A 17,786-nucleotide genomic window follows, 5' to 3' on the forward strand; every position below is an offset into this window, starting at 1 on the left:
CCCATAGCATATATATGTTGGTTGTTTAGAGCTGGAGAATACTTTTAAACTTATCGGCGTAATCATTAAGCTGAGCAAGCAACTGGCCGCTCAGTTCTTTTTGATTGCTGTTATGCGTAATGGCAACCATGTTGTTCAGCAGCGACATGCTGATCTGTACATCGCGGGGGCTTAACCGGCCTGTATCTTTTTGTAATTGATGATAGTTGTAATCAAGCTTATCGGTTAAGTAGCCGTTAACGCTTTTAATCAGTTTATTACCCAGTTTGGCATAGTCAAGCTTATATGAAGTATCGGCCATTGTTATTTTGCCCTGCGCGGTCATGAAATTAGGATTAATGTCGGGCATTACTGTCTCATATTTGTGCAGCGTGTTAAGGGCAAGGTTACGACGCCCCTCTTTCAGTAATGCTGCCGACAGATCGGAAAAAGCAGAGACCATTTGCGGGAAAAACATGCTTGTTGATTGCTGGTCAAGGTATTTGGCAGTTTTGAAATTGCCGAACTTAAACTTGTCCATCATGTTACTGTACATCACCAGACTATTGATTTTTGAAAGCTGATCTGCCAGCGATGAATCAGTTTTGAATGGCAGCAGCCGATAGGTAAAACCTTCCTGGTATAAATACGGCTGTAAGCCAACCATACTTGTTTGGCCAATGGACGTAGTGAAACAAATTGCTCGTTTCCAGTCATTATGGGCAAGTATATCTATCATGGCAAGGTTTTCTTTGGTGATATAATTAGGAGGGAACTTCCATTTCATGGTATCCGTTAGCATCCCCTTTTGCTCTGGTGTAATAACCTTATTTTTCATCACATCATCAGCATTCACCGCCAGTTTGAAATTTTTGGTAGGCAGATAATTTTCGGTCGTGCCGTTGGTGTATTCAACGTGGGTGCGTTTATCGTCTGATGTGATAAAATCAAAAATATCTTTTACGTCAACGTAACCCGGTATTTTGGCATCATTGTACCTGATCACATCGCGGGTGCCCAGCTTGTATTTGTCAAAATTCATCGTGATAGGCAGGGCGTCGGCCTGGTTTATTTTGCGTTGCATTTGTCTCACCGACCAGTCGGCACTTAGCAGGCTCAGGTTTACGATACGTACATCCGGTCGGATGTTTTCCACCTCCTGATCATACCACAGCGAGTAAGTGTCATTATCGCCCAGGTCAAACAAAATAGCATTTTTAGGGCACGACATCAGGTAATTGTATGCCATATCATGTGCTGCCATTTTAGTTGAGCGATCATGGTTTTTCCACTCTTTACTGGCCAGCAACACGGGTCCAACAATAGTACATATAACAAATGCCCCAATTGTGGCAAACCGCGGACTGATCTTTTTAGGCACCATGTCAATCAGTGCTATCAGTCCCAGACCAATCCAAATGGCAAAGGCATAAAATGAGCCAACATACGAGTAATCGCGCTCACGGGGCTGCACCGATGGCTGGTTAACATACAGCACTATAGCCAACCCGGTGAAAAAGAACAGCAACGTTATTACCAGGGCATCTTTCTTCCGTTTTTTGAAGTGATACAGCATGCCGAGCACGCCAACTACTAAGGGGAGGGCATATAGCGGCGTATAGGTAACGTCATTCAATACAAACTTCGGAGTATTGGAAGCGTTGTTGAATAAGCCCGATGTCCAGTTGCCGCCAATGCCGTTCATATTGGTTTGGCCTTCCATATCGTCATCATTGTAGCGGCCAACAAAGTTCCACATAAAGTAACGCCAGTACATCTGGTACATTTGCCAGCTGAACATCCACCGCAAATTATCGGAAAAAGTAGGGGTAGCGTTATCGCTCAGCTGCAGCCAGTCGCGATAAAACTGCGAGTCCTGTGCGTACGTTGTATTCTCCTCTGTCGACCACATGCGGGGCAGGATGCTTGTATGGTCGTAAACATAATTAGGCTTGTTATAGGCTACCTCATATTGTTTTTTGCCTTTACGGTAAAGCGGTGTTCCGTCGGTAACGTCGGTTATTTTGGCATCAAATAAAGGGCCTTTAAGCAATGGTGTTTCGCCATACTGGGTACGGTTAAGGTATTCATACATTGTAAAAGCATCGCTGGGGTGCGAGTTATTGAGATTGGTACCCGCCGATGCCCTGATCGGGATATATACAAAAGAGCTGTAACCAAAGTAAATGAATACGATGCAAAGCAGGCTCACATTTAAAAAATGTTTCTGTTTGCGAATGCTGTACCAGATACCGGCAACAAGCAACCCGATCAGTAATAAAAAAAAGAACAAAACGCCGCTTCCAAAACCCAAGCCTATGGTGTTCACAAAAAACAAATCGAACCGGGAGGCAAGGGCAATGGTGTAGCCCCTTATCCCGAACTGAACAAGGGCCAGGATCAGGATACTAACGGCAAACGCTATAAGACCGCTTTTAATATTTATTTTTGTATACCTGCGGAAATAATATACCATAACCAAAGCCGGTATAGTTAATAAATTGAGCAGGTGGATACCGATAGAAAGGCCTATTATATAAGCTATAAAAACCAGCCATCGGTCGGCGCGTGGTTCATCGGCAACGGCGTCCCATTTTAAAATAGCCCAGAATACCACAGCAGTACATAATGACGACCATGCAAAAACAATGGTTTCAACCGCCGAAAACCAAAAGGTATCGGTAAAAGTAAATGCAAGGGCGCCGGTTAACCCGGCACCCATTATTTGTAAGGTTTGGGTTTTGTTAACAGGGGTATTTTTAATAGCAAGCAATTTTTTGGCAAGTGCGGTTATGCTCCAAAACAAAAACATAATGGTAGCCCCGCTGGCCAAGGCCGAACCAAGATTGGTAAAGTAGGCAACTTTTGTCCTGTCGCCCATGGAGAGCAGGGAAAAGGCTTTGCCAATCATGGCAAAAAGGGGGTAGCCCGGCTGGTGCGATACCTGGAGTTTATAAGCGCAGGAAATAAATTCGCCGCAGTCCCAAAAGCTTACAGAGGGCTCTAAAGTAAGGATGTAAGTTAAGGATGCAAGGGTAAAACAAAGCCAGCCCAAAAGGTTATTGATCTTGTTGTAGCTCATGATAAAGTGTAAAAGTTTTTTTCAAATAGTTAATACCAAATTAGGGCTTAAAAATGGTAACGTATTGAAATTTAACACTTTTAACATTTGTTAACACTTGCAGGGCCGAAGTGTTAAATGGTTGTTAAAACAGATCGGAGTGGGTTCCTGTCCGTACTAATTCTAAAAGGTTGATCTGTTCATTTTCATCCCAAATGAGTAAGAGGTCGGGTTTTACATGGCACTCCCAATAGCCTTTATAGCTACCACTTAGTTTATGGGGTTTATGTTTTTTATCAAGGCCTGTATGACCATTGTTGGCAAGTGTAATAATTACGTTCTGCAATGATTGGAAATCATTAAGCGAACGCTTTTTGAGTAATTTTAAATCTTTGAGGAATTTGGTTGAGGTGACGATCTCGAACATAACCGGGTTAAATGCTTTTGAACAGATCGTCTACGTTCTTGAATTTTTTCCCTTTACCGGCTTTCAACTCTTCCATAGCCGCAATGGTTTCCGCATTAGGTATTTTGCTCTCTTTTTTTACCTTAATTGTTACACCCAGCTCTTTAAGGATGTCCTTAACCAAACGTGTTTTATCGTCAGGAACTATTATCTCGAGTGTCTGCATATACAAAAATAATCAATTAATCTGTTTAGTTTATAAGTATCTGTCGTTGTTGTTTATGTATGGTTTATTCACCGAAAATAAGAACGTAGATAACTATTAAAACAAACTCTTCCTTCATATATGCGTTAAGCTTTAGTTGTTTTTTATTCGGGAGCTTAACGTTTTGTGTTATGAAGATAGAGAAGTTTTATGACCAGGTTTATATATGGGTGATCCGCTATGCACCCAGCTTTTTAATAGGGTTGGTGGTTTTATTCATTGGCCTTTGGTTGATCAATTTGTTGTTGAAATGGTGGCAGGGCCATATGCAGAAAAAGGAAATAGATCCTACCATAAAGCCCTTTTTGCAAAGCCTTGTTGGCGTTATATTACGTGTGTTGCTGATATTAGGTGTTGTGCAGATAATGGGTGTGCCTATCACCCTGTTTACCGCGCTTGTTGGCGCTTTTGGTGTAGCAGCCGGTTTGGCGCTTTCAGGCACACTGCAGAACTTTGCCAGCGGGGTGCTCATACTTTTACTCAAACCCTTTGTTGTTGGTGACAATATCATAGCCCAGGGACTTGAAGGCACGGTTACCGCTATCCAGATCTTTTATACCATTGTTAAAACTTTTGATAACAGGATAGTGATCATGCCTAACAGCAAGCTATCAAACGAGGTGATCATCAACATTAGCAGGGAAGGCACCCGCAGGTTGGATATCGAATTGAAATTTACCAATAATATCGATTTTAATGAGGTGAAATCTGTGATTAATTCATCTATTGATAAATCAAAGAATATATTGGAAGCGCCTGACCGGAGGATTGGTATAGCCGGGCTGGATGCCGACGGTTACCGGGTAGGAGTGAATGTTTGGGTTCATGCACATGGTTTTCAGGATACCAAGCTGGCTGTGCAGGAAAATATTTTGCAGGAAATAAAAGCAGCAGGGATAAAGATTCCCGGCTTATAAAAACAGGTGGGGTATGGAAAATTTAGAAAACAACATCACCGTGATTGTTGAAACGCCAAGGGGGAGCGGGCACAAGTATAATTACGATGCCGCAACAAAGCAGTTCAGGCTTAAAAAACTGTTGCCGGCGGGTATGGTTTTTCCTTTTGATTTTGGATTTATTCCCAATACGCTCGGCGGTGATGGCGACGCGCTGGATGTGCTGGTAATATCTGAAATAGGTACCTTTCCCGGATGTGTGATAGATTGCCGGCTGATAGGGGCTTTTAAGGTAGAACAGATTAATACCGATGGACAGCGTTATAGAAATGACAGATTTTTGGCAGTGCCGGAGGTGTCCAAAATATTTACCGGCCTGCATGACGCCGCGCAATTGCCGCCAAATCTGGTTGACCAGATAGAAGCATTTTTTACTAACTACAGCCGCCTCGAATCTAAAGAGTTTAAATTAATGGAACGGCTGGGTGCTGAGGGGGCCATGGAACTTGTTAATAACGCAGCTACCGGCGATGAATAGATATAAAATAATTTAAACCGCTACTGCTTTCCTGGCTTCCGCCTCAGCGCGACTCATTTGTTTAATGTGCTCCCGGTGTTTCATGCCCCAATCATGCAGTTCGCTTATTACTTTACTGAGCGAGTTGGCATAATCAGTACGCTCATAAATAACAGTTACGGGGGTGGTATCATAAACCGTTCTGGTTACAAAACCATTAAGTTCCAGATCTCTTAATTCTTTAGATAAAACCTTAGGAGTGATATCTTCCAAATCGCGCTGTAGTTCCTTAAAGCGTTTAGGGCCGTTTATCAGGCTTACCAACATGGGTAATTTCCATTTGCCATTTACTACATAAAGCGCGTCGCGCACGGCATTAACACTTGCTTTACAGGCTTCTTTTGAGTGTGGGATATTTTTATGGTCCATACTTGCTATCCTTAACGATACCGGTATCCTTTAGGATAGTAGTATCTTTTTGATAGCAAAGGTAGCTAAGTTTGCGGCAAATAATTAATAAAATGAAAACTGTTAAAATTTTTTACTGGATACTGACCGCAATTGTAGCTTTAATGATGGCATTTTCGTGCTACTCATATTTAACAAAACCCGAAATGGCTGCTGCCTTTCATCATTTAGGCTTCCCCGATTATTTTAGGGTTGAATTGGCTATAGCTAAACTTATCGGCGCAATATTACTATTGGTACCAGTGCCTGCAAGATTGAAAGAGTGGACTTATGCAGGCTTTACCTTTGTATTTGTTTCGGCATTTATAGCGCATACCGCATCCGGTGATCCGGTAGCAAATAGTGTTATGCCGTTGGTGTTTTTGGCTATTTTGGGAGGATCGTATTTCTTTTACTATAAGAAGCAACAGTAATGTGAGGGATGTTTCCATCACGTCATTGCGAGGAACGAAGCAATCCCTATGAAGTAGAGCGGCCATGTAAGTCTCCCTGTAGAGTCGGGGGATTGCTTCGTACCTCGCAATGACGTTAGATACAATCCTACGGCACCAGCAACTTCTCAAACTCTGTACTATCTCCCTTAAAAACATTGAAATCCACAACATGATTAATGCCGTTTACGTGCGCCTTGTCCGAGTGTTGCCAAAACTTCCAGTTAGTTTTGTTTGATACCAGCAGTTTGGGTTGATAGTAATGGGCTATCCAAAGCGTATAACCATCAAAATATCCTTCCAGGTAATCCTGGTAAAATTTAAGGTTAGTGTAGATGATAGGCTTGATGCCTGTACGCGTTTCAATTGTTTTGATAAAGCTCTCCAATTGCTCCCGCATTTTTTCAGGACTGGTACGATACAATCTCTCAATATCCACCACCATGGGCAGGTCGCCTTTTTCGGTTTTTACGGTTTGCAGGAAAAACTTGGCCTGCCATACGCCGCTTTTTTGCGGAAGAAAAAAATGATAAGCGCCGCACATGATCCCGGCTTTTGGAGCCTCACGCCAGTTACGTTGAAAATAGGGGTCGACGCTTAATACGCCTTCTGTAGCTTTGATAAATGCAAAGCTGATATGGACATCGCCCTCGCGCATGGCCTTCACCTGTTTCCAGTTGATACGCCCCTGGTATGAGGATACATCAATGCCATATACGGTATAGCCGTCGGGGATGTGGATGGCAAAATCCTTGTATTTACGATAATGCGTATCCTCGCCGGCGTCCATGATCCATCGCCACGTGGCGCTGCCAAACTTTAAGATATAACCATAATAAAAAGGAGAAAGCAGGATGAGCAGCAGAGCGCCTATAGCCACTATCCACTGGGGGGAGAAATTGGTCTGCTGTTTTGCTTTAACCACCGGTTTTTTACGGGCAGGCGCTTTCTTTCTTACAGGTGTTTTCTTTTCAGGAGCAGGCACGGGGTAAAAATACAAAAACGAACCGTTGATTTGAACCCTGATTTTTAGGATTAATGGATTCCCTTGATAACCGGTTGATTATAGCTGAAATTACTGAGTTTTATTCGAAACTTGATTCAGGAAATCCTTAAATCAAATAAATCAAGGTTTACATTCCCTTAACAAAACAATCTTTATATTTGTAAGGTAAACTTATAAGTTTAACTGATTAATTGTATGAGCGACGAAAAAGAGATCCAACTGGCTTCCGAATTGCGGTTTATTATAGGGAGGCTTAGTAAAAAAATCAGGAAGACTTCGGCTACTGCCGAAAAACTATCGCTTACCGAGCGGTCGACCATGGCACTGATCTTCCAGCATGAAGAGATCCTGCCTAATGAACTGGCAGCCATGGAGAAGATTACTACGCAATCCATGTCGCAGATCCTGAGTAATCTGCTTAATCTTGGGTTGATCAAAAGGCGCATCTCAGCATTAGACAAGCGCAAGGTGATCATTTCACTTTCGGAAGAGGGGATCAGCCTCATCCATAAATCAAGAAGCGAAAAAGACGAATGGCTCAACCGTGCGCTTGAAGCCACCTGTAATGCCGAAGAGCAGGAGGTTTTGAAGAAAGCCCTGGCGCCGCTGGCCAAACTTGTTGACTTTGAATAATAAAAAACGACAGAAAGAGATAGATGAGTAAGATAAGTACATTCAACGCTTTTAAAAGCCGCAACTACCGGCTGTATTTTGCCGGGCAATCCGTTTCTTTACTGGGTACCTGGATGCAGAAAACTGCCGTAAGCTGGGTGATATATTCGCAAACGCATTCCAAGTTTATGTTGGGTTTAACCCTGTTTGCAAGTTTGTTCCCCTCGTTCCTGTTTTCGTTTCTGGGTGGTGTGGTTTCTGACAGGTATAACCGCTTTAAAGTACTGCTATTTACACAGGTGGCTTCAATGGTACAAGCCATTTTGCTCACTATGCTGGTGTTTTTTGGCTATTATTCGATTTGGGCAATTATGGCATTGACTGCTTTGTTGGGGCTGATCAATGCATTTGACGTGCCTGCCAGGCAATCATTGGTATATGAAATGGTTAATGATAAGTCCGACCTGCCCAATGCGCTTGCCCTTAACTCTTCTATGGTAAACCTATCGCGGTTAATAGGGCCGGGGATAGCGGGCCTGATTATCGAAAAATTTGGCGATTCGGTTTGTTTTGGGGCTAATGCTGTAAGCTTCGTTGCCGTAATTGGCTCATTACTGATGATGCGTTTGCCCAAATTTACGCCCAAACCCCATGGTAAAAATGTATTTGCCGACCTGAAGGATGGTTTCGAATACATCCGGAATACACCCACTATCATGTTTATGTTACTGATGCTTGCTTCGATAAGCCTGTTTGTACTCCCTTTTAGTACGCTGATACCGGTTTATGCTAAAGATATATTTAAAGGAACGGCATCAACATTTGGGGTGATTGATAGTGTAATAGGGCTTGGTGCTTTTGGTGGCGGCATTTTCCTGGCCTCATTAAGTGCCGGTACCGATCTTAAAAAAATCCTCGCTGTTAATACGCTGGTATTTGCGGTGGGGCTAATCGCATTTTCGCATATGCACAACTATCCTGTTGCGTTGTTTTTCTCGGCCATTATCGGTTTCGGTATGATGTCGCAGGTTACCATTGGCAATACTATTATTCAAACTACCGCAAGTCCAGAAATGCGCGGCCGGGTAATCAGTTATTATGCTATGTCTTTTTTTGGGATGCAGCCGCTTGGCGGTTTGCTTATTGGTGCGGTTTCGCAAAAGATAGGCGTACCCGATACCGTAATGGCCGAAGGTATGGTAGCGTTGCTTTTAGGGATTATACATTTTGGTTTTTTACGGCGCAGCAGGCTTAAAAAGAAAGCTATGGCTGCCATGCAGCAGCAACCCACTGAAGCAATTTCTTAAACATTAAACAATCAAATTAACATGATAACTACACTTGATCAAAACACAGCACTTGTACTGATAGATTTGCAGAAATACATTGTACAACTTAAGGGGGCTCACCCAATGGCCGATATTCTTGAAAAATCGGCTCAACTGGTAGAAGCCTTTCGCAAGGCCGGGAAACCCATTGTTGTTGTTCATGTAGAACCAACAGGTGCAGCCTTTAAAACAAGACGCGACAACAAGGGAAACAGCATGACCGAACTCCCGGCCGATTGGAATGAAATAGCTCCTGAAATTAAAACCGAACCAACAGACATTTTTATCACCAAAAAAACCTGGGGCGCTTTTTATAACACCGGTTTACACGAAGAACTGCAAAAAAGAGGTGTTACGCAAATTGTACTGGCGGGGGTAGCCACCAGCATAGGTGTTGAAGCCACAGCTCGTTCTGCTAACGAGTACGCCTACAATATAGCCTTTGCCAGCGATGCCATGACCGATATGTTTGCCGAAGCGCATGCTCACAGCTTCAAATACATTTTCCCGAGGATAGGCGAGGTGGGGACTACTGCCGAGATTATTGAGCAGTTGGGATAGTGCCAATTACAGAGTGTCTGGATGAAGGGCACTCTGTAATTAAACTGATAAAAGACAGTTGGTTTTTGTGAGAAGAAAGTTATAAGTATTACTTTTACTAAAACTTGTTAACCAATAAACTTAACCTTTTCACAAAATGAACACTACGCCGACAAAGCACATTATTATTTGTTTTTTCTTTCTTCCTGCAATTTTATCTTTTTATGCATGCTCGAAAAAAGATAGTCCACCACCACCCAAAGTTGATACAGCGCCTAAAATTGCTATAACATCATTAAGTGCAGATTCTGGTGTTTATAATGCCTCTGTGACCATAACAGGCACGGGTTTTGACAAAAACGTAGCGAACGATAAAGTATTTTTTAATGGCAAAGCGGCAACTATTACAGCGGCCACTGCAACGCAATTAACGGTGTTGGTGCCTTTGGCCGCAGGCACAGGGAAAGTAAGTGTGAAAGTAAATGACGGAACCGAGGTAAATGGCCCTGTGTTTAACTATAAACAATCATGGATTGTTAGCACGTTTGCCGGAAGTGGTGTAGCCGGATTTACTGACGGCGATGGCGCCGGCGCGACTTTGAATCAACCTGTGGGTATAACGATTGATGGTAATGGTGATTTTTTTATAACAGAACAAGGAAACCACGCAGTGCGGAAAATTACAGCGGCGGGGAAAGTAACCACAATTGCGGGTAACGGAAATTCGGGAAAAGTGAATGGAAAAGGGTCTGCCGCTTCGTTTGATCATCCGGCGGGTATAAGGGCAGACAAGGCAGGAAACCTTTATATCGCGGATCATGCAAATAACCTTATCCGTAAAATTGATGCGTCTGGAAATGTAACGACTATGGCGGGTACAGGAGCGATAGGTTTTGATAACGGAAGTGCTTTGCTTGCGTCATTTACGGGGCCGACTGATTTAGTGCTTAACAGTGCGGGAGATGTATTTGTATCTGATTATGTTAATGAAGCCATCAGGAAAATTTCTAAGGGCGGGGTAGTTAGTACATTCTCTTCAAGTTTGATCCCCGGCGTAGATGATCATTCACACGGTTTTCATTTTCCATCTGGTTTAACGGTGGATAAGAATGATAATATCTATGTTGTTGATCAAACAGCTTATACCATTAAAAAGATAACACCATCAGGCATCATATCGGTGTTTGCTGGTAATGGTTTAAAAGGTGTTATTGATGGACAAGGCAATAAAGCCGGATTTTTCTCACCGTACATGTTGACCATTGATAAAAATGGCACTTTTTACGTCACTGATGGTAATCAGATCAGGAAAATTGATAAAGATGTGAATGTTACACTTTTTGCAGGTGTAACTGATCACGGTTCGGTTAACGGTGCCGCAGCAGTTTCAAGCTTTTATACGCCAATTGGGATAGTTACTGATCAGGATGGTAATGTTTATGTGGCTGATACGTCAAATAATCTTATCCGAAAAATCGCATTTCAATAATAACCCAGCCTTACGAGATTTTACAATTTCGTAAGGCTTTTCCTTCGGCAAAACAATCTCCATGCAATGGGTATTTATAGCTAAGTTAGCGGTACAGTAGGTTGCCGCTGAACATCTATGAAAAAAATCTCCCCGCTTAAATTTCTGGTAGTTTTAATTCATTTGCAGTGTTTATTTATTTGCTTTACAAACAAAGTCTTAGCTCAGGCCGATTCGGCGAAAATTACTGTCAACAGTCCGGCATTTATTCCACCTGCAGTTCAGCGCTGGGACGACCGTGTGATGATCGGCCTGCAAAATCAGCGGACACCCGCTCAAACCGGTTTTTTCATGTTTCTGAGTAAAAATGTATTGTATGGCGATATCGGAATCCCGGCAGGTTTATTAGTAGGGGGGATTGTAAGCAATAATAAAGAAATGCGGCAAAACGCCGGCTATGTAGCCAGCAGCACAGCGGTATCCTACGGTTTTATGTTACTTATCAAACACCTGGTGAAGCGGCCGCGGCCATTTATTCAAAATATCAATATTACACCAGTTTACAGGGCCGGCGGTACCTCATTCCCGTCGGGGCATACCTCATCAAGCTTTGCCACGGCTACAGCGCTTTCGGTGGCTTATCCTAAATGGTATGTGATAGCGCCATCTTTCTTTTGGGCAGGGGCTACCAGTTATTCAAGAATGTATTTGGGCGTTCATTATCCTACCGATGTGGCAGCCGGATTAACATTGGGTGTAGGCAGTGCGGCGGCGATGTCGTTTTTGAAGAAGTAGAGCTGTTGGATAATTATCTTGTTATTCTCTTCGCACATTTGAGAGTATTAATCCATACGGTTGTTTTTTGAAATTTGAATTATAACAAAGTTCGTCCATTACAAACAATAAATGTGAGTGTAAAGAGAAACACAGATCAATTGCATATCTGTGGCCCTGAGTGTTATATTCAACTATTTCAATTCCTGAAAAATCGAAATACCCTTTTTTATCCAAAAATTCGTTATCGAAAATTTGCTGATGCAATGCTATAAGCGCAGATTTCGATTTGTACATTAAAGTATCAAAGTTATTTATAAGGTCTTTGATTGCTTCCTCAATGCAATTCCAGTTTATAGTTAATTCTTCGTCGGGTTTGTTTTGAAATACTTTCTCGTCAAATGTAACCTCACATTGACTGGTGTTAAGCGTAAATATTGCCCACCATTCACCATCGTTGTTTCGTTTAAAATTTAATTCGAAGTTATCTATTGAGATTCGCATGGATGTTAAGATAGAAGAATCTTTAATAAGAAGCGGCTTTTGTTTTGCAGGAAAGTTTTAATAATATTTTGCAAGTAAATTATTATTAAAGTAATATATTGACCTCAAACGCTTTCATAGCTTGCCGTCATAAACGGCTGATGATAACCTAATACAAAATGAATACAAATATCGATCAAAACGGCTCAAGAAAGATAGGATTAGTGCTGTCGGGCGGTGGCGTACGTGGTGTCGCTCATTTAGGGGTGATGCAAGCCCTAACCGATTATGGTATCAAATTCGCACACATCTCGGGTACAAGTGCAGGCGCGATAGCTGCCGCTTTTTTTGCGGAGGGATATGAACCAAAAGAAATTCTTAGGATCATTAAAGATAACAGCCTGCTTAAATTGTTGCGCCCGGCGTTTGGCAGCAATGGTTTGATCTCTATATTACACACCAGGGTGTTGATCAATAAATATATTCCGCATAACTCCTTTCAAAGCCTCAAAACGCGTGTCACTATTCCAGCGGTTGATATTGGAGAAGCAAAATTGGTTTACTTTACAGAGGGGGAGCTGGATATAGCCATTTTAGCCTCCTGCTGCTTGCCCGGTATCTTCAGGCCTATTATCATTAAGGACCATATGTTTGTTGATGGGGGCATACTCAATAATTTCCCGGTTGAGCCGTTGGTGGGCAATTGCGACTTTATCATAGGCTCTTGCTGTAATCACTTGCCGGTTGTTTCAAGTATTAAATCTTTTGGGCACCTGGTTGACAGGGCTGCCATGATAACGATCAATTCGGGACTTAACGCACATAAGATGCTGTGCGATATAGTTATTGAGCCGCATGGTTTAGGAGGATATGGCATTTTTGATACCGATGCCGCCGAAGAAATTTATATGATAGGTTATGAAGAGGGGCTAAAAACCATCAACAGCAACGAAAAACTGAAAGATGTTATCCATAAGCTAAAAGGGTGAAAACCTATCCGTAAAGGATATCGCAATGTCGCTTGAAAATTACAGTTAGCATTTGACAAAAGATCTGAAAACAGATTTGATAATGTCTTAAAATAGATGGAAATTGCTCAAAAGGTTGTACATAAAGAACTATTTAACAGGTGTTAAATAATCTTTAAAATGTTGTACCGCTTTTCTTCTTTGTTATTGCACCTTTAATCATCCAAACATATTTAACTATGAAAAAAGTAACAGGCCTTGGAGGCGTATTTTTCAAATGCGACGATCCGAAAGGTATGAACGAGTGGTATGTCAAAAATCTTGGTCTGCCAGTAGGGCAATACGGAACAACGTTTGATTGGCGACATGCCGATGATCCGTCGAAAATAGGGTCTACATCGTGGTGCACGTTTCCGCAGGATACCAAATATTTCGACCCTTCAACAAAGCCATTTATGGTTAATTACCGGGTAGAGAATCTTGTTGCACTGGTAGATGAGCTAAAGAAAGAGAACGTAACGATTATTGATGAGATTGCTGAATATGATTACGGCAAATTTGTACACATCCTTGACCCGGAAGGCAACGTCATTGAACTCTGGGAACCGGGCGATGAATCAGACCCGGATAACATAGCTGGGTAATTTTAGTCAGAAGCCTTAAGTTCTAAGTCGACAGGGGTAAATCCTGTTTACGACTTAAAACTTAAGGCTTTCGACTTAAGACGTCTGACTAAAGATCAAGGGAACTTAACCCCATTATAGTCTGATATGTTTACCTGTGGTATTGATGAATTGTATTTATCATTAATGGCCTTAATAAACTCATTGGCCACAATTGCATACCCGCGTGGGGTAAGGTGTACCCCATCTAACGAGAACAGGCCGCCGCTGATGTAATTAGAATTAACGCTTACGCCATTCACTACCAGGCCGTTCTGTTTTATATTTTGTAAAAAAGTATAGGCATCAAATACTGCCAATCCTTTTGACGCTGCTACCGATTTTATGGTAGTGTTATAGGAGGTAACATAATCCTCGGTAAGGGCAACTTCATTTTCGTCGAGTACATACTGGTTGTCTATAGGTGTATAGGGCGTTAAACCATAAGGCAGGTTGCCAACAGGCGTTGCAACCGGCTGCCCGATCTTGCTTGTGGGGAAGGTAAGTATGATAAGGTCATTAGTTGTTGCCGCACGTGGTGCATAAGTACTGCCCGATACCAATGCATTAATATACAAAGCTTTTGCATTGGGATTTGCCTTTTGCACGCCGGCCAGTATTGCACCAACAGTAACAGTATTAAAATATGGTATCGAAGTTACATCAGGTACTGTTGCAACCACACCTTTTTGTCCTTTGGCGGTAAGGGTGTTTATCAATACGTTGTATAAGGCAGCAAAAGTACTTTTGTCTGTCAGTACGTCGCCCGCTCCGCCAGATGTGGCATATCCCAAAGCATCATTATTCCCCAACCAGTTAGAAAAGAAAGTGAACGGTTTAGACATAACAAAATCAAGATAGGTAGTAGAGTTTGTTGGCGCATTACCAGGCAGCAGACGTTCAAAATAACCGTTTAAATTGCCGTAAGGCGCATAGGTAATATGCAGCAGCTTAATGCCGGGAACGCCGTAGTTATTGATATCGCCGGTGTATTTGGTGTATAAAGTAACATTTCCAAAACCGGGGACAGGCAGTACTCCGCGTACGGCAAGGTTGGTAGTTACCGGAGTTGTAATAGGAGTGCCATCAGCATTAAACCCGGTGAGTGATAAATAGCCCGATCCGTTTGCTTGTGCGGTACTGAATAATGGCTGCGAAAACGTGCCGCCACCAACCGACTGCATTTGCTTGCCTATGATACTTGGATAAGATACCTGCTGACCTGCAAGATATAAGCCCCCGTCGGCATAGCCGGCAGTGAGCGAATTGCCTAACGCAATGTATCGTGAAAAATCAACAGAACCTGCAGACGGCTTTGGCGTATGGATTTCGGGCTTGCAGGCACCTAATAAAAGTAACCCTGCAATAATATAAATATGTAGTTTAAACGTTTTCATGTATTGATTTCTTTAAGGATTACCAATGATAGGCCAATGAGATGCCTGGTATATACACATCAGTTTTAAATGATCCAGATAACTGCGACTCGAAATTAGTTTGAGTACGTTGCATCAGGTGCTCATACTCAAAGGAGATATCAATATCGAGGTGTTTAGCAACGGTATAACCTAAACCCAGGGTACCATAAACCCTGTTGGCATCGGGCGCTTCGGGAGTTACATAGCCATCTAAAACAGCTGTGCTGGCATAGCCACCGCCAAAACGCAGGGCCAGCTTATCATTTGCCTTGTATTGGGCGCCTCCGCGTAAACTATACGCTTGCTGGTAATTCCGGGCAGAATGGGTATCCTGTAATACAGCTGTATTGGTGTTATAATCAAATGATAATGTCTTATAGCTATCCCAGTTAACGAGGTTAACATCCAGCGCCACAATCCATTTACTGCCCGGATAAAATCCAAAGCCGATAGAGTTAGTAGCGGGTAGTGGTATGGTTGATCTGAAAGTATTGGGCTGCGGAAAGCTGCTTTGTAATGATGCGGGCACAGTAAAAATAGCATCACCGGCCGGAATAGTAGTATTTACCTGCGAGCGGTGGGTGATACCAACGGTGATGCCCGCCTCCGTTTTAAAGTAAACGCCCGCGTTCCATCCATAACCTTTGCCGCTGCCTTTTAACCTGGCCTGCCCTGGGTCGCCATTGCTGTTTGCCAGCGGAATGGCCCGTGTCAGATCAACGCTGCCGTGGTTATAAACAAATCCTCCGCCAATACTCATCCAATCGGCCAGTTTTACACTCAGTGTAGGCTGAATATAAATGGCTTTCAAATTAAGGCTTTCCAGCACATATTTACCCTGCCAGGTGTTGCCCCAGTCGGTTAATCCGCCAAAAGGGGTATAAACACCAACTCCTAATTTCCAGAAAGACGATTTGGGCCCCCATACGGCATAAGCCTGGAACGGGGTCGCTACTTTATTTGAAGTGTGATTTTGGATTGATGTTCCGGCCGGGTTAAAAACAGATTTGAACAATAAGGGGCTTATTCCTCCCTGTATGTAATTTTCGGGCAACATGGCCATAGCACCCGGGTTAAAAAATACGGAAGCGCCATCCTGTACAATACCCGTACCGGTATGGCCCATGCCAATTTGCTTTTGCCCTTCCAAATTAACCTGGAAACCCTGGGAATAGGCTAACAGCGGTGCCATGGTAAGCACCAGGAGTAGAAATTTTCTCATAAAATTATAATTGGTTTGCGACAGGAAATTGCTTAAAGGTTACAATTTGAAACTGTCAGGGATAAAATTAGTTTGGATTGGAAAGAAAAAAAGGGCTATAATGCGGAGATATTAGTCAAAAAGTCGGATAAAGCTTATTTTTAATAACAAACAAGGAAAACCACATTACAACTGTCTTTTTTATAATTTTTTGACGAATACAGCAGTTGAATTGTAATATTGAATCATATGAATAATAAGGTTGGACAATTAAGCTTATCAAAATTTGCAGATCTTTACGCGGACAAGCTGGCCGGCGCCGATTTTTTTGTTGTTGACGAAAAGCAATTACTGAGTTTGAGCGAATATCCTTATCGTTCGGATGGCTATATTATAGGTATTTGCACCCGCGGTACAGCTAAGGTTGAAGTAAATCTGCAGATCTACGATGCCCGGCCGGATGCCATGCTGTTGGCAACCCCCTTTCATGTTTTAAGGATTTACAACAGCAGTCCTGATTTTTTATGCCGGTTTGTTGTTTTTAGCAAAGCTTTTTTAATTGAAAATAGTGTAAACAGCCATTTTCTTGAATCGTTCAGCTATTTTAACAGTGCATCTATCCCCGTGATATACCCGGATAGTGCCGATGCGAAAATGATACTGGAAATTTATTTACTGATCCAGCAAAAACTGACACGGGAAGGGCATCCATACCACGTTGAAATATCCAGGAGCATTTTAATGACGTTGCTTTATGAGATTCAGGCTATTTATGAAAAGCAGCATACCATAATAAAGGGCAAGCAAACCAGGAAACAGGAGCTGAACGTACTTTTCCAGGCCCTGGTTTTCCATCATTATAAAGAACACCGTAACGTGCAGTATTATGCCGACGCACTTTATGTTTCCTCCAAGCATTTAACAGAAACTATTAAGGAAGTAACCGGAAGGACCGCCGGTGAATGGATAGATGATGCCGTAATTCTCGAAGCCAAGGTATTGCTAAGAAATCACGAGATCAGCATAGCCCGTGCAGCCGAGAGTATCCATTTCCCCGATCAATCTTCCTTTGGAAAATATTTCAAGAAGCATACAGGCATGTCGCCATCTGATTACAGGGCGATATCTGCACATTGATAAAAAACATGTCATTGCGAGCGATAGCGCGGCAATCGCACAGAGGCATGGTCGCCCTGTATAGCATGCGATTGCTTCGTCGTTCCTCCTCGCAATGACATTTTTTTCTGTCCCCCAATAATTCTTCCCCCTTCTTATTTCCGACTTTTTGACTAATATCTCCGCA

General features: G+C 42.5%; 19 protein-coding genes. 11 read left to right on the top strand and 8 right to left on the bottom strand.

What is annotated here, in order from left to right:
* Positions 1-25: 25 nt before the first annotated feature.
* The 3 genes from BMX50_RS22935 to BMX50_RS22945 all read right to left on the bottom strand — a co-directional run bounded on the left by BMX50_RS22935 (position 26) and on the right by BMX50_RS22945 (position 3,672).
* Positions 26-3,061 (bottom strand): glycosyltransferase family 117 protein, encoded by a 3,036-nt coding sequence (locus BMX50_RS22935; protein ID WP_091214594.1) that lies wholly within the window; start codon positions 3,059-3,061, stop codon positions 26-28.
* Between the two features lie 124 nt (positions 3,062-3,185).
* Positions 3,186-3,467 carry a type II toxin-antitoxin system YafQ family toxin gene (locus BMX50_RS22940; RefSeq protein ID WP_091214597.1) on the bottom strand — a complete coding sequence of 94 codons (282 nt, stop codon included), beginning with the start codon at positions 3,465-3,467 and terminating at the stop codon, positions 3,186-3,188.
* A 7-nt stretch (positions 3,468-3,474) separates the two neighbouring features.
* On the bottom strand, positions 3,475-3,672 hold the full coding sequence (locus BMX50_RS22945) for a hypothetical protein (RefSeq protein ID WP_091214601.1): 198 nt from the start codon (positions 3,670-3,672) through the stop codon (positions 3,475-3,477).
* Positions 3,673-3,842: 170 nt separating this feature from the next.
* Here BMX50_RS22945 and BMX50_RS22950 point away from each other — a divergent pair, with 170 nt between their 5' ends.
* Positions 3,843-4,628, top strand: coding sequence for a mechanosensitive ion channel family protein (locus BMX50_RS22950; protein ID WP_091214604.1), 786 nt, complete (start codon positions 3,843-3,845; stop codon positions 4,626-4,628).
* A 13-nt stretch (positions 4,629-4,641) separates the two neighbouring features.
* Positions 4,642-5,145: an inorganic diphosphatase gene (locus BMX50_RS22955; protein WP_091214608.1), complete on the top strand. Its 504-nt coding sequence runs from the start codon at positions 4,642-4,644 to the stop codon at positions 5,143-5,145.
* A gap of 12 nt (positions 5,146-5,157) precedes the next feature.
* Here the strand turns inward: BMX50_RS22955 and BMX50_RS22960 are convergent, their stop codons facing one another.
* Positions 5,158-5,553, bottom strand: coding sequence for a winged helix-turn-helix transcriptional regulator (locus BMX50_RS22960; protein ID WP_091214611.1), 396 nt, complete (start codon positions 5,551-5,553; stop codon positions 5,158-5,160).
* A 92-nt stretch (positions 5,554-5,645) separates the two neighbouring features.
* Here BMX50_RS22960 and BMX50_RS22965 point away from each other — a divergent pair, with 92 nt between their 5' ends.
* Positions 5,646-6,005 (top strand): DoxX family protein, encoded by a 360-nt coding sequence (locus BMX50_RS22965; protein WP_091214616.1) that lies wholly within the window; start codon positions 5,646-5,648, stop codon positions 6,003-6,005.
* A 127-nt stretch (positions 6,006-6,132) separates the two neighbouring features.
* On the opposite strand, the gene BMX50_RS22970 is transcribed toward BMX50_RS22965, so the two are convergent.
* Complete coding sequence (locus BMX50_RS22970; protein WP_317040903.1) at positions 6,133-7,008, bottom strand: glycoside hydrolase family 25 protein; 876 nt, start codon at positions 7,006-7,008, stop codon at positions 6,133-6,135.
* Between the two features lie 216 nt (positions 7,009-7,224).
* Here BMX50_RS22970 and BMX50_RS22975 point away from each other — a divergent pair, with 216 nt between their 5' ends.
* The 5 genes from BMX50_RS22975 to BMX50_RS22995 all read left to right on the top strand — a co-directional run bounded on the left by BMX50_RS22975 (position 7,225) and on the right by BMX50_RS22995 (position 11,772).
* Positions 7,225-7,662 carry a MarR family winged helix-turn-helix transcriptional regulator gene (locus tag BMX50_RS22975; RefSeq protein ID WP_091214623.1) on the top strand — a complete coding sequence of 146 codons (438 nt, stop codon included), beginning with the start codon at positions 7,225-7,227 and terminating at the stop codon, positions 7,660-7,662.
* Positions 7,663-7,685: 23 nt separating this feature from the next.
* Complete coding sequence (locus BMX50_RS22980; protein WP_091214626.1) at positions 7,686-8,948, top strand: MFS transporter; 1,263 nt, start codon at positions 7,686-7,688, stop codon at positions 8,946-8,948.
* Between the two features lie 21 nt (positions 8,949-8,969).
* The gene (locus BMX50_RS22985) at positions 8,970-9,530 is read left to right on the top strand and encodes an isochorismatase family protein (RefSeq protein ID WP_091214629.1); all 561 of its coding nucleotides are present in this window, start codon (positions 8,970-8,972) and stop codon (positions 9,528-9,530) included.
* Between the two features lie 136 nt (positions 9,531-9,666).
* A complete protein-coding gene (locus BMX50_RS22990; protein ID WP_091214631.1) occupies positions 9,667-10,998 on the top strand; it encodes an NHL repeat-containing protein in 1,332 nt (443 codons plus the stop codon).
* A gap of 117 nt (positions 10,999-11,115) precedes the next feature.
* Entirely contained in the window at positions 11,116-11,772 is a 657-nt protein-coding gene (locus tag BMX50_RS22995; RefSeq protein ID WP_244281083.1) for a phosphatase PAP2 family protein, read from the top strand.
* 21 nt (positions 11,773-11,793) lie between these two features.
* Here the strand turns inward: BMX50_RS22995 and BMX50_RS23000 are convergent, their stop codons facing one another.
* On the bottom strand, positions 11,794-12,255 hold the full coding sequence (locus BMX50_RS23000; protein ID WP_091214634.1) for a hypothetical protein: 462 nt from the start codon (positions 12,253-12,255) through the stop codon (positions 11,794-11,796).
* 158 nt (positions 12,256-12,413) lie between these two features.
* Between BMX50_RS23000 and BMX50_RS23005 the strand changes: the two genes are divergently transcribed.
* Positions 12,414-13,223 carry a patatin-like phospholipase family protein gene (locus BMX50_RS23005; protein ID WP_091214639.1) on the top strand — a complete coding sequence of 270 codons (810 nt, stop codon included), beginning with the start codon at positions 12,414-12,416 and terminating at the stop codon, positions 13,221-13,223.
* Positions 13,224-13,441: 218 nt separating this feature from the next.
* Positions 13,442-13,846, top strand: coding sequence for a VOC family protein (locus BMX50_RS23010; protein WP_091214642.1), 405 nt, complete (start codon positions 13,442-13,444; stop codon positions 13,844-13,846).
* Positions 13,847-13,941: 95 nt separating this feature from the next.
* Here the strand turns inward: BMX50_RS23010 and BMX50_RS23015 are convergent, their stop codons facing one another.
* The gene (locus BMX50_RS23015) at positions 13,942-15,261 is read right to left on the bottom strand and encodes an SGNH/GDSL hydrolase family protein (protein ID WP_091214646.1); all 1,320 of its coding nucleotides are present in this window, start codon (positions 15,259-15,261) and stop codon (positions 13,942-13,944) included.
* Between the two features lie 19 nt (positions 15,262-15,280).
* Entirely contained in the window at positions 15,281-16,504 is a 1,224-nt protein-coding gene (locus BMX50_RS23020; RefSeq protein ID WP_091214649.1) for an OmpP1/FadL family transporter, read from the bottom strand.
* A 228-nt stretch (positions 16,505-16,732) separates the two neighbouring features.
* On the opposite strand from BMX50_RS23020, the gene BMX50_RS23025 reads away from it, so the two are divergent.
* Positions 16,733-17,620 (top strand): helix-turn-helix domain-containing protein, encoded by an 888-nt coding sequence (locus BMX50_RS23025; protein WP_091214655.1) that lies wholly within the window; start codon positions 16,733-16,735, stop codon positions 17,618-17,620.
* Positions 17,621-17,786: the final 166 nt, after the last annotated feature.

The sequence above is a fragment of the Mucilaginibacter gossypiicola genome (assembly GCF_900110105.1).
Classification (GTDB): domain Bacteria; phylum Bacteroidota; class Bacteroidia; order Sphingobacteriales; family Sphingobacteriaceae; genus Mucilaginibacter; species Mucilaginibacter gossypiicola.

Bases quoted from the DNA above. Each gene is read 5' to 3' on its own strand.
- BMX50_RS22935 (WP_091214594.1), bottom strand. From the start codon at position 3,061: ATGAGCTACAACAAGATCAATAACCTTTTGGGCTGGCTTTGTTTTACC.
- BMX50_RS22940 (WP_091214597.1), bottom strand. From the start codon at position 3,467: ATGTTCGAGATCGTCACCTCAACCAAATTCCTCAAAGATTTAAAATTA.
- BMX50_RS22945 (WP_091214601.1), bottom strand. From the start codon at position 3,672: ATGCAGACACTCGAGATAATAGTTCCTGACGATAAAACACGTTTGGTT.
- BMX50_RS22950 (WP_091214604.1), top strand. From the start codon at position 3,843: ATGAAGATAGAGAAGTTTTATGACCAGGTTTATATATGGGTGATCCGC.
- BMX50_RS22955 (WP_091214608.1), top strand. From the start codon at position 4,642: ATGGAAAATTTAGAAAACAACATCACCGTGATTGTTGAAACGCCAAGG.
- BMX50_RS22960 (WP_091214611.1), bottom strand. From the start codon at position 5,553: ATGGACCATAAAAATATCCCACACTCAAAAGAAGCCTGTAAAGCAAGT.
- BMX50_RS22965 (WP_091214616.1), top strand. From the start codon at position 5,646: ATGAAAACTGTTAAAATTTTTTACTGGATACTGACCGCAATTGTAGCT.
- BMX50_RS22975 (WP_091214623.1), top strand. From the start codon at position 7,225: ATGAGCGACGAAAAAGAGATCCAACTGGCTTCCGAATTGCGGTTTATT.
- BMX50_RS22980 (WP_091214626.1), top strand. From the start codon at position 7,686: ATGAGTAAGATAAGTACATTCAACGCTTTTAAAAGCCGCAACTACCGG.
- BMX50_RS22985 (WP_091214629.1), top strand. From the start codon at position 8,970: ATGATAACTACACTTGATCAAAACACAGCACTTGTACTGATAGATTTG.
- BMX50_RS22990 (WP_091214631.1), top strand. From the start codon at position 9,667: ATGAACACTACGCCGACAAAGCACATTATTATTTGTTTTTTCTTTCTT.
- BMX50_RS22995 (WP_244281083.1), top strand. From the start codon at position 11,116: ATGAAAAAAATCTCCCCGCTTAAATTTCTGGTAGTTTTAATTCATTTG.
- BMX50_RS23000 (WP_091214634.1), bottom strand. From the start codon at position 12,255: ATGCGAATCTCAATAGATAACTTCGAATTAAATTTTAAACGAAACAAC.
- BMX50_RS23005 (WP_091214639.1), top strand. From the start codon at position 12,414: ATGAATACAAATATCGATCAAAACGGCTCAAGAAAGATAGGATTAGTG.
- BMX50_RS23010 (WP_091214642.1), top strand. From the start codon at position 13,442: ATGAAAAAAGTAACAGGCCTTGGAGGCGTATTTTTCAAATGCGACGAT.
- BMX50_RS23015 (WP_091214646.1), bottom strand. From the start codon at position 15,261: ATGAAAACGTTTAAACTACATATTTATATTATTGCAGGGTTACTTTTA.
- BMX50_RS23020 (WP_091214649.1), bottom strand. From the start codon at position 16,504: ATGAGAAAATTTCTACTCCTGGTGCTTACCATGGCACCGCTGTTAGCC.
- BMX50_RS23025 (WP_091214655.1), top strand. From the start codon at position 16,733: ATGAATAATAAGGTTGGACAATTAAGCTTATCAAAATTTGCAGATCTT.